This is a genomic window from Mesorhizobium sp. GW821-FHT07A06 (genome assembly GCF_059419085.1).
In genome coordinates this window covers 82,079-95,307 of record NZ_JBWKRC010000009.1, presented here as the reverse complement: position 1 = coordinate 95,307, position 13,229 = coordinate 82,079, and the positions used below count along the sequence as shown (strand labels likewise).

1 protein-coding gene (cut by a window edge) is annotated in these 13,229 nt (G+C 62.5%); it reads left to right on the top strand.

Annotated features, from left to right (window positions below; genetic code table 11):
* Window positions 1–13,229, top strand: the final stretch of a protein-coding gene (locus tag AC07SZ_RS25265) for an LEPR-XLL domain-containing protein (protein ID WP_494916347.1). It extends 16,948 nt beyond the left edge of the window; only the last 13,229 of its 30,177 coding nucleotides appear in the window; its start codon lies off the left edge, out of view; its stop codon occupies window positions 13,227–13,229.

Sequence of the window (13,229 nt, the reverse complement as noted above, 5' to 3'; positions counted from 1 at the left end):
TCAACGGCCTGATCCAGAGCGGTTCGAGCGACTATGTCCTGAACATCGGCGCCGACACGATCGCCGAGATCGACCAGATCAAGAAGGACATTGCCAGCGGCAAGATCCAGGGCGGCAAGGTCATGCTGAAGACCGCCCAGTACAACGAATTCAAGGCGTACTGGGATTCCGACCTCGGCAAGATCGTCATCCAGGAGTTCAGGACGCCGGCCGGATCGATCACGATCACCGGCAAGCTGATGAACACCGGCAACGGGCAGATCAAGGCGCTCGGCGCCTATGTCAACGTCACCGTCAACAATGCGTCTAACTACGACGTGCTGATCAAGCGGATCGACGTGACGGAGCGCGGCCTCGGCACGATCATCCTCAACGACAAGTCGAAGCGTACCGATGGCGGCTACACCCAAACCTGGTACCAGACGCAGATCGACGGCACGGTCGACGTGCGCGTTGTCGACTTCGCGCCGGTGCTGAACGCGCTCGGCGCAAATGGCCAGCCCGTACCGACCAAACAGATGGTCGAAGCCGGAGCGGCAACACTCAACACCTATACAGGCCAGCACAACGGCACCTGGGACTACGTCACGCAGTACAACCCGCAGGCGGGATGGCGCTACGGTTGGTCGGTTGCGACCAAGACACTGGAAAGCGTGACGACCACCTATGGCACGTCGGCCTGGCTGGGGATCGATTTCCTTGCCAGGGATCCGGACAACGTCGTCAATACGGAATACACGCTGCTCGAGAAGCCGACCCTGGTCCCGGGCAGCGATTATTTCTACCAGAGCAACGTCTCCGACCCCTATACCCACAGCTCGTCGACCGTGACGCTGAGCCAAACCGATCCAGTGCCTGGCGACAAGTGGACGACCAGCACCTGGTACGGCAAGAAGACCTATTATCAGAAATTCACCGTCGAGCGTCGTACGCAGACGACGGCGACCAATTCGATCAAGGCTGATCTGCCGGTGCAGATCAGCTTCATCGGCTACGAGGAAGCAACGGTTAAGGTCAATTCGACCGGGGCCGGCAAGGTCATCATCGACAACGGCATCTACAACGATACGGGCCTTACCCAGATCGTCTCCAACACCACGATCGAGGCCAGCAACGACGATTCCGTCGTGCAGGGCGTGCGCGTCACGCTCGACGGCAATCTGGGCGTCGGGACCGCCGAACGGGCACTGCAGATCGATCTCGTCGACCTCTATCCCCAAGGCTACAAGGGGCAGTCCGGCGTGAAGCCGACCGCCTACGCCTACCTGACCGGCCATTCCGCCAATGGCGACATCTATATCAAGGAACGCACCGGCGACATGTCGATCAATTCGGTCGTTGCCGACAAGGGCAATGTGACGCTGACGGCCCAGGCCGGCATCGTCGTCGCCGATTCCGGGCCCGGCACCTACCTGCAGGGCCTGGTGAAGGGTGCCAAGATCACGCTGGTCGCCGACACCTATGTCCACGGGCAGGGTGCCTTGCCGGCTGGCGCGCAGGGCGGCGTCGGCAATTCGGCGCTGCGTCCGCTGCTGCTCGACTCGGGCAATACCAACGACGACAAGGTCAATATCAGAGCGCAGGGCGACGTCTTCGTTTCCGAGGTTGCCGGTGACCTTCACCTTGAGCGCGCCATCACCCAGGGCGACGTCTGGATCCAGGTCCAGAACGGCTCGCTGCTCGATTGCGACGACGTCTCGGTCAAGGACAAGCGCACCTATGACGAACTGAAGGCCGGCGTCTGGACCGACCTGCAACTGACCGGGACCACCGGCGTGCAGGACAAGATCAACTCGACGCTGCTCGGCTACGAGTTGCTGAAGCGTGGCGATTACGACACCTATTGGCGCCTCAAGGCGAACTACGATCAGGTCTCGGGGACGGTGAAGCTCAGCGATGCCGAGCGGCAGTACTACGAGGACACGCTTTCCCCGGCCGACGCCGCGGCAGCGATAGCGACGCTTGAAGCCTCAAGGACAGCCCAGTTCACCGCTCTTGATGCCATCTACGCAAGCTACGGCTCCATCTACCGTGCGGACATCGAGGTCGCTTACAAACAATATTGGGCCTATCGCCATACACAGGCGAATTCGACGACCTACAATCCAGGCACCACCGTCGGCCTGACGGCGAGCCAACTCGCCGATTATGCCGACCTGCAAATGATGTTCGGCCGCCTCGGCGAGGCGCAGCAGGACACGACGCTGTTCATGAGCGCCGATATCAATGCCGACTATGACCGGTACTGGGGATATCGGAGCGGCCAGACCGATCCGACGAAGTTCGATCCCGAATATGTCGTGGCCATCACCGGCGCCGAACTGACCGCGCTCACCAGTGACTTGACCACGCAAGGCCAGCTTAGCGGTCTTTCCGGCAGCGCACTCGACGCCTATGTCGCCGATGGGATCCAGACCGAGCGCGATATCCGCACCACGGAATACCGCAAGCTCAACGAGCAGTTCGGTACGCTGAACGAGACGCAGAAGGACGCCAGCCGAACCTTCGGATACAAGCTCCTGTTTGCCGTGGGAGACAAGGCGACCGAACTCACCAGCACGATCAAGGTCTGGTCGGAGGCAGAACTGCTCAACGCGTTCGGATCCGGACTGACCAAGTCGGTGACCGATACCGAGGTGGTGATCGAAAGCGCCAACATCGTCGGCAAGAACATCGAGATTCACACCAGCCAGAACATCGGCGTCGTGCTGGGCGAACTCAACATCGATCTCAGCGATGGCAACAAGCACATCATCCTCACCGATGACCAGCGCGTCGCGCTCGCTGCCGCCGAGCGGCAGGACATCGTCTATGTAGGCGGCTATGAGACCTCGCCTGGCGTCGTCGCCAGCTCCTACATCGCCTCCACGGTCGTCAACTTTGCCGCCGTGGCCGGCGGCACACAGGGTACGATCACCGCTGCCAGCGCCTGGCCGGCGGGCATGTTCAAGCCGGGTGACCTGCTCTACATCGCCGGAAACACGCAGAACACGACCGAGGACGACGCCTATTTCACCGTTGCCTCGGTGGTCGGCAACGTGATTACGGTCAACCTGGCTCCCGATCAGTCGTTCGTCACCGAGCTCGGTCGCACGGTCACGCTCGCCGCCGTCGTCGACGATCCGCTGAGCACGACCGAGCGCATCACCCGCATCATCGTCAATCGCCGCGAAGACGTCGACGTGACGGTGGGCAACCTGCTTACGGCCAAGGCCGGGGGCGCTATCTATCTCGGTTCCGAAACCACCATCAAGCTCGGCAATGTGGTTGCCGGCGAGGGTCACGCGAACGGCGACGACATCCGCATCAAGACCAGCGGCAGTCTGATCAACGGCGCGACGAGCGGCGTCAATCTGGACGGCGCCAACATCCTGCTGGAAGCCAGCAAGGGCCACATTGGCGAGGCCGGCGCTGCCGTCACCGTGACGATGCGCGGCCAGGGCGGGCTCATCGCCAGGGCACAGGACGATGTCCGCATCACCGCTCCGACCAGCGACCTCAGGGTGGAATCCGTCTATTCGAAGAGCGGGGACGCCTTCCTGACCGCGACGGCGCAGTCGATCCTCGACGCGCTGCCGGGCTCGACCGCGACCAAGGTGCAGGCGCAGCACATATCACTCAGCGCCGGCGGAAGCATCGGAACGAGCACCAACGCGCTCGAGATCGACGTCACCGGCAACCTGTCGAGCGACCCTGCGATCAATGCGACGAACCGCGGCACGATCATCGCGATCGCGGGCGGCTCGATATTCCTGACGGAAACGCACGGCGACATGAATGTCCGCGGCATCCATTCGATCAACGGGGATGTCACTTTGGTCGCCGAAGAGGGATCGATCATCGATGCCGAGCTTCCCGATCCAAACTACAATCTCACCATTCCGGACTCGAATATCGACCCGTCGCATCCGACACGGGCGGTCGTGCTGCCGAAGGCCGACGTCATCGGCCGCAACATCAATCTCACCGCGCATCTCGGCATCGGCACCGTCGCCAACGAGCTTGATATCGACAGCTCCGCGTCCGGGCCGGGCACTGTCAGTGCGCACACCGATCTCGAGAGCATCTACTTCATCGAGACCTCGGGCGATCTCGTCCTCAACGAGGTCGGCGCCGGGATGGCCAATGCAGCGGCGTTCGCCGACGCGGTGGCCTTCATCACCGCGGTCAACGGCAGCATCCTGAACGGTCGCACCGACGGCCTTGCCAACGTCATTTCGAAGAAAACCTATCTGTTCGCTTCCAAGAGCATCGGCACGTCCTCGAAGCGCGTCACAACCTCTGTCGCCAACCTCGAATCCTGGTCCTACCAGAACGACACGTGGATTCAGAATCTCGGTGCGCTCGAAGTTGGCGGCGTGCGCGCCGAGACTTCCGGCGTCAATGCCGGGGGCGGCGCCTATATCATGGCGTCGAGCCCGATCCTGATCACCGAAAGCAGTATCGCCCAGCACGCCACGCTCGAATTCTGGGCCGAGGACGACCTTGAGGGCACACACATCGGCGATGACGACCTGCCGGACGACATCACCGTCGCGGCGGGCGTGATACTGGAAGCCTCGGTTGGCGATGTTCGTATCCTGGCGGGCGACAACGTCTATACGGATGCGACCTCGGTCATCATCTCGCCCACCAAGATACTGATTGCCGGCGACTATCAGGCTCCGGCTGTGACAGATCCCGATCCAGGCGTGGGCTCCAGCATCGAACTGCACGGCACGCTGCAGGCGCCGCAGATCGAGATCGCGGGCGGCGGCGACAAGGACAACATCCTGATCGACGTGGCCTCGCTGCGCGGCAACACGCTTGTCCATGGCGGGGGAGACGAGGATCTCATCACCGTCAACAAGCTGCCGTCGATGACCACCTACCTGGGCAAGGACGTGGCGCCGGGCGCCAACGGCCTGCCGGCGTTCGGCCGCGACGCCACCGGTCGCATCATTCGCGACGAACTGACGATCGACGGCGAGGGCGGCACGGATTCCGTGGTCGTCAACATCGAGGGCGATGCCGACTATGTCATGAACATCCATGACAGCGGCGCCGGCGGTGACGGCGTCGACACGCTGACGATCGAGGGCACGAGCGTCGCGGACACGTTCCTGTTCCGCAAGAACTTCATCGCCCATATGGTGCCCGATGGCAGCGGCGGCTACAGGTCCGCCGTCGAGCGCATCAACTATGATGCCAGCAGCAATGGCCGCGTCATCGTCGAAGGCAATGAGGGTGACGACCGCTTCTATTTCGACGACAATTCGGCGATCCTCACCGTTGACGGCGGCATCGGCAACGACTTCTTCCAGGTCGGCCAGATCTTCGGGAGTTCACGCGACCAGAAAGTCGATGCGAACGGCAAACTCGACCCGAACGGCGCCTATGCCATCATCTCGGAAGAAGACCGCTTCGCCACGATCGAGACGACCCTTGGCTATCTGTCGCAAGGCATCACCGTGCCGGCCGTGCTCTATGGCGGCAGCGGCGAGGACATGTTCGTCGTCTACTCAAACCATGCCGACCTCAGGCTCGAGGGCGAGGACGGCAATGACGAGTTCATCATCCGCGCCTTCGCGCTGGCCGACGGCGTCAATGTCAAGGTCAATGGCGGCAATGGCGACGACGTCATCCAGTACAATGTCAACGCGCCCGTCAACATCGATGGCGGCGCCGGGTTCGACAGGGTCGTGGTGTTGGGCACCGAGCTCGCCGACACGTTTGTCATCACCAAGGACGGCGTCTACGGCGCCGGCCTGACGGTCAAGGTCAGCAACGCCGAGGCGATGGATGTCGACGGACTCGAGGGCGACGACACGTTCTACGTGCTGTCGACCGCCGACGACATCGTCACCACCCTGATTGGCGGCCTCGGCAGCGACACCTTCAACGTCGCGGGCGACGTAACGCAGACCGTTGTGTCGGACGATACCAATGGCGACAGCGGCACAATCACTCATACGGTGACCAGCGCCGACCCGCGCTACAGCGGCCTGTTCACGCCCGGTATCGATCTCACCACCAAGGGCAGCACGGCCGTTGCGGTCAATATCGGCGACGGGCTCACGGTCAAGGAAGACGACGCGACCTCGGTGGACAGCTACACGCTGACGCTGCCGATGGCGCCGGTGGCCGGCACCATCGCCTATGTCACGGTTTCGGCCGCGCAGGCGTCGGCCCAGCAGCGTGCCAAGCAGGGCCAGACCATCCTGGTCTCGCTGACCGGAAACGCCGACGACTGGCATGAAGCCGTGACAGTCGCCTTCGACGGCTCGAACTGGCAGGCAGGGCGGCAGATCTTCGTCAAGGCGATCTCCGACAACGCCGAGGAGGGCAAGACCGTCGTTGCCATCAGCCATTCGGTCATCAATGTCGACAGCAATGGCGTCGCCCAGCCGCTTAACAATCTCGAGATCCCGAACGTGCTGGTCACCGTCATCGACGACGACAAACCGGACGCCATCATCACCGAAAGCGGCGGCTCGACGAGTGTGATCGAAGGCGGCGCCGCCGATGGCTATACTGTCGTGCTGAACAAGCCGCCGGCAGTCGGCGAAACCGTCACCGTGACATTGTCCTCCAGCAGCAACCAGGTCGATCTATCGCGCACAACCATCAAGTTCGGGCTGGTCGCGGATGCCGCAAACAATGTCTTCGCCTGGAACGACGCGCAGACCGTGCTTGTGTCCTCGCCGACCGATTCCACGCCCGAGAACCGCATCGTCGCCACCATCAGCAATGTCGTCACTTCGGACAAGGCGGATGGCGTCTATGCTGTCGTCGATACCCAGAAGGTCAGTGTCGAGGTGGTCGATTCCGATACGGCAGCGGTTCGGATCATCGAAACCAATGGCAGCACCGTCGTGTCGCAGGCAGGCGAAACCGACAGCTACCAGATCGTGCTGACGACCAAGCCGACAGCGCCGGTCACGGTCCATATTGCCATTGACGGCCAGGCGCGCGTCGATCTTGCCGCTTCCCCAGGCGTGCAACAGGACGCCAGCGGCTATTTCGTGACATTCAACGACACCAACTGGGATCAGCCGGTTACCGTCAACCTGGTCTTCGACGCCGCCGGCCAAGCGCCGCCGGAAGGCATCCGTGTATTCTCCCAGCAGCCGCATGACCTGACCCGCATCGGCGGCCCCCTGTTCGTCGAAGGCGGCGTCGGACCGGAAGACCGTTCGCTGACGCCTTCGGTGGCGCTGCCGGACGAGTTCAACCCGGAAGTGATCCGGCAGATAGAGGTCGATGACGGCACCGATGTGGACCAGCTCGTCGTATTCAGCGACACCGCCCAGGCGCCGCTGACCGGCGTGTTGACCGACACGCACATTTCCGGCCTGGGCATGCCGGCGAACCCATTGTCGGTCGACTACAATGACGGCAATCCGCCGGTCGACGTGCCGCGCGGCATCACCTACACCAACCTGCAGGTGGTCGAGGTTCTGCTTGGCGTGGCCAACGACAACTTCGCCATCAACAGCACCAAGGACCAGACCTTGACCGTCGTGCATGGCGGCGGCGGCAGCGATACGCTGACTGTCCACGACAGCACCGGACCGGTCGTCCTGTTCGGCGACACCTCGGCAAACGGGTTGCGGTACAGCTCGACGCCGGGCACGCCGAACGGCACCGCCTATTCGTTCCTCAATACCGGTGACGACATCATCGACGCATCGGGCGCCCATGGTATCGTCGTCATCGACGGAGGCGCCGGCAAGGACACGCTGACCGGTGGCCACAGCACGAACTTCATCGCTGGCGGCGCCGACGCCGACCATATCTTCGGTGGCATCACCGGCAAGAACTGGATCATTGGCGACTCGTCCTTCGACGTCGACTATCTCAACCGCACCGTCATCATCGATGATGACGGCATCAACGCCCAGGGCGTCACCGAAACGGCCGGCGCCGATATCATCACCGGTGGTGACACCGGTGACGTCATCATTGGCGATCACGGCATCATCACGCAGGTTGCGACCATCGCCGGTTCCAGCCTCGTTCTGGTGCCCGGCACGCTCGACATGATGGTTGACCGCGCGGTGATCAAGGTCGAGACATCGAACCCGTCGGTGGGCGGCAACGACCAGATCGACGCCGGCAAGGGACCCAATATTGTCTTCGGCGGCTTCGGCGCCGACATCATCAAGAGCACCGGCGGTCAGGACCTGATCGTCGGCGACAATGGCAGCGCCGAATTCGCCAACGGTCTGCCGAAGATCGTCAAGACCACCTATCCGCAGTTCGGCGGCGCCGACCAGATCACCAGCGCCGGCGGCCGCAACATCCTGGTCGGCGGCTCGGCCGGGGACACCATCAAAGTCCTCGGCGGCAGCGCCATGGACATCGGCGACGTCGTGCTCGGCGACAATGGCGTGATCCTGTTCGACGCCATCGGCAATGTCACAGGCATCGAAAGCACGGACCCGATCTACTACGGCGACGACGTGATCGAGACGGGTGCGGGCGACAACATCGTGATTGCCGGCTCGGGCAACGACAAGGTGACCTCGCAGGGCGGCGACGATGTTATCCTCGGCGACAATGGCAAGGCGACGTTCGCAAACAACATCCTTCTCCGCATCGAAAGCACCTTCGCCGATTTCGCACCGCTTCTGAACGGCTTGCCTGTGCTGATCGGCTACAAGGATACGATCAAGGCCGGATCGGGCCGCAATGTCGTCTTCGGCGGCAATGGCGACGACGACATCACCGCCGGCGACGGCGACAGCGTCATCCTCGGCGACAACGGCCTGGCGATTTTCGACGCGACAGGCCGGCGTGTCTCGGTCGAGACGACAGATGTCACCTATGGCGGCAACGACACCATCACCATCGCCAGCGGCAATCATGTGCTGATGGGCGGTTCGTTCGCCGACAAGATCGTTGCCGGCGGCGGCAACGATGTCATCCTGGGCGACAACGGCATTGCCCGCTACGTCGGTGGCAAGATGACGTCAGTGCACAGTGCATGGACCAAGGACGACGGCATCGACGATATCCAGGCGGGCAACGGCAGCCATGTCGTGTTCGGCGGCGGCGCCGGTGACAAGATCAAGATCGGTACCGGCAACAGCGTCGTCTTCGGCGACAGCGGATATGCCGAGTTCGACAACACCTTGCCGACGCTCGCTTATTCGATCGACACGGGCAAGGGTGGTGCCGACACGATAACGACCGGCGACGGCGACAACATCGTGGCTGGCGGCGCCTTTGGCGACACGATAACCACCGGAAATGGTGCCGATGTCATCTTCGGTGACAATGCCCGGTTCGAATTCGCGATCGCAACTGTCCTGGGACAGCGTGTTGCCAACCTGCAGAGAGGCTTCACCATCAATCCGCTTGATGGCGGCAATGACTTGATCAATGCGGGCGGCGGCAACGACATTGCGGTCGGCGGCACCGGCGCGGACGAGATCCACGGTGGCGCGAACGACGACCGCCTGTTCGGCGATCACGCGCTGTTCGACCTGACCTTGCCGGAAAACCAGCGGATCATCTCGATCTACACCACCAATCAGGACGGCGCTGGAAACGACACGATCTACGGCGATGCCGGCAACGATATTATCGTCGGCCAGCAAGGCAACGACCGGCTGTTCGGAGGCGACGGCGATGACGACATCATCGGCGGCCACAATGTAATCGGCGGCGCTGACGGCCACGATTATGTCGAGGGTGGGGCCGGGGAAGACGTCGTGCTCGGCGACAATGGCCTGATCGCCCGCAAGGTGATCGGCGGAACGTCGTGGAAGAACACCGTATGGCAACTCGATCCGGCAATTCCCGGAAAAGCGCCGTCGTTGCTTCGCGACGTCATCCGCTTCGATCTGATCGATGGTGTCGGCGGCAAGGATGAGATCCACGGCGGCGACGGCGATGACCGGATTTTTGGCCAGCGTGGCGACGACCGCCTGTATGGCGACAACGGTATCGACGAGATCGTCGGCGGCCTCGGGTCCGACACGATCGAAGGCGGCGCTGGGGTGGACTATCTGCTCGGCGACGAAGGCCAGATTCTGCGAGCTTTCAACCCCAACGGCACCGCGTTGCTGAACAGCGACGGCAGCTGGCACCGCGATGTGGTGCTGGAAGAAGTCGCCACGATGGTCAGCATCGTCTCGATCAGTTCCAGCAAGACGGTGTCGCGCGCCAATCTGGCATCGAACCTGCTCAGTCCCGACATGCTGCTTGTCGGCGGGGTCGTCAATGCCAACGGCGTCCAGGTGACGTTGGCTGGCGGGACATGGGACACGCAGGCGATCGGCATAGACCTTGAAGCCGCCTATGATGACCACATCGACGGTGGCGACGGCAACGATGTGATCTTCGGCCAGCGCGGCAACGACACGCTGCTTGGCGGGCTCGGCGATGACACGATCTTCGGCGACCGCGCCTCCAACGGGAGCGGTTTCCAGACGGACCTGCCCAAGATCGTCAATGCCTATCGCATCATCGGCGCGGCGGCGGGTCTCAACATCTCGCTGCCGATCGGCGGCCAGCTGGTGGTGCCGGGTGCAAACCTGCTGCCATCGGAATTGACGAATTCCTTGCCGCAGCTCGAGATTCTGCCGGGGGCCAGTGGCTTCCTTGGCGAGTTCTCGGCCAAGAACGACATCATGCGCGTCGATGGAAAGCACATCGAGGTGTTTGCCTCGGTACTGTCGGATGTGACGCGGGTGAAGGACCTGGCTTACGGCAATGACATAATCGACGGCGGCGCCGGCAACGATAGCATTTTCGGCGACGACGGACGGATCACCACCATCACCGAGACCGGCCTGGCGGCTATCGACAACGAGGTTGCCGGCCTGTCGGTTTCGATGAACGACCTGCTGCTCGACCTGTCATCGCTTGGATTTGCCAAAAATGCGCTCGATGCGGCTCCAAAAGCGGCCATCGTCAATGTGACGGTTGGGGCGGACCAGATCACCGGCGGCGATGGCGACGACACGATATTCGGCGATACCGGGACCATAATCGTGCCGGCGACCGCGCTGACCATGGTCGGCACCAACCTCACCGCTGGGGCGCTCAGCCTGCACAACTGGCTGATGGATTTCCAGACCGTGGTCACTGACATGTCGTACACGGCGCATGCCGCCGGCGAACAGGTGATCGCCGATTTCGGCGTCAAGACCAATACGACGAATGCCACCTTCGTTGCCGGTCAGTCGACGCTGCGGGGCGCAACCTATCGGCTGAACATCGGCAATGACGTCATCCATGGCGGCCTGGGCAACGATTTCGTCGTCGGCGACAACGGCATCGTCGTGCTGCCGGCGGTGAGCGCGGCGAATTCAGCCACGCTGGCCGGCGTCTCGACGGCCGAACTCTCCGCCGTCAACGCCGCGCTGGCGGCGCAGGACAAAACCCGGACCACCGCTCTGGCGGCCCATATGGCGCGCGACCATGCCATCAACGCCAACGCCAACAATGTTGGCAACTGGGTGTTCGGTAACGGTCTGGGCTATGCGCTCAATGTCGGCAACGACCAGATATTCGGCGATGCCGGCAACGATGTCCTGATCGGCGACGTAGGACTGATCGAGCAGCCGATGCTGACGATCGCGAGCACGTCGTCGACCGCCAAGCCGATTGCCGACGGTCTGCAAGACGCCTTCTTCAAGACGATCGATCGGCTTTATCTGGGCAATATCAGCGCGACGCTGGCGCGCGCCGAGGCTTGGGGCGTACAGTCGACGCTTACAGCTTCCAAGACCGTCGATTGGTCGCAGAACGGGTCAAGGAGTTCCTGGCTGCTCAATACCCAGGACAAGCGCCAGTCGCAGCGTCCTGCCGCCGATTACATCGTCCTCGACAGCGATGTCATGGACGGCGGCATCGGCAATGACCTGATGTTCGGCGATATGGCGGCCGTCATTCCGATCGTCACAGGCACCACAGGCGCCGGCATGATCCAGAGCATGAGGGTCCTGCCTGTCGGAGAAACCGCTGCTACGCTGACGGCGACGCTCCGCTACGTCTACAACTATGGCGCGTTCGGGGCCTTGCATGGCGCCTTGGCGACCGATGTGAACACGCCATCGCTGTTCAAGATCGATGCTGATCGGCTTATCGGCAACGACGGTGACGACGTTCTCTATGGTCTGCTCGGCGACGACTATATTTCGGGCGGCGCCGGCAACGATCAACTGTCCGGCGGCAACGGCTTCGATACCGTCAATGGCGGCATCGGCACCAACATCTATGCCTTCGATCGGACACGCGACAAAGTCGAGGCCGGCGGCGGCACGGATGTGGTCCGTCAGTCGCTGGATGCAGGCTCCAGCAGCCTGGTGCTGGGCAGCTCCTGGATCAGCCCCTTGATGACGCAACTTGGCGCCAATGTCAGGACCGCGGCAGCATCGCTGGACCCGATCGGATTGAATTCGGTCAGAGTTGGCGCCGCATCAGCCCCGGCAAATGGCATCAGCACAACGCCCAAAATCATCAACACGGTCGCTCAGCCGCCGGTCTATCGCCCGACCGCCGACTTGACGTTCATAAAGGGTTTCGATGAAACGACGCTGCCCAACGCGGCCGGACTCCTGATGGCGTTTGCGGCTGCCAAGCCGCAAACGGATGTGCAGGTTTCCGCTGCGGCGGTGAAGCCAGCGGCTGCTCCGGTAGTGGCAGCTCCGGCTGCGAAGGCTCCGGCTGCGCCTGTGGTGACAGCGGCAACTCCGGCAACGAAGGCTCCGGCTGCGCCTGTGGTGACAGCGGCAGCTCCGGCAGCGAAGGCTGCGGCTGCGACCATGGTCAAGACAGTGGCGGCTCCGGCGGCGAAGGCTTCGGTTGCTCCCGTTGTCAAGACGGTGGCGGCTCCGGCGGCAAAGACTTCGGTTGCGCCCGTGGTCAAGACAGTGGCGGCTCCGGCGGCGAAGGCTGCGGTTGCGCCCGTGGTCAAGACAGTGGCGGCTCCGGCGGCGAAGGCTTCGGTTGCGCCTGCGGTGAAGGCTTTGGCTACCCCCGTGAAGAAGAAAAATACAGCGGCGCCGTCTCAACTGATATCGGGCATTCGCAGCGGCGACATCACCATCAAGGGCACCACAGTCGTTCCGACGCCTTCGAAAGATGTCATTCGCAGTGTTGGCAATGTAACATTCCGGATCAGGGAAGAGTTGGAGGCCGCCCCCTACATCGATCGCGACGTCCTGTTCTTCGATGCCGAGACCGGTTCGTTTGAGCTGCCCGCCGATCATGACGACGATATCGCTTTTCACTAA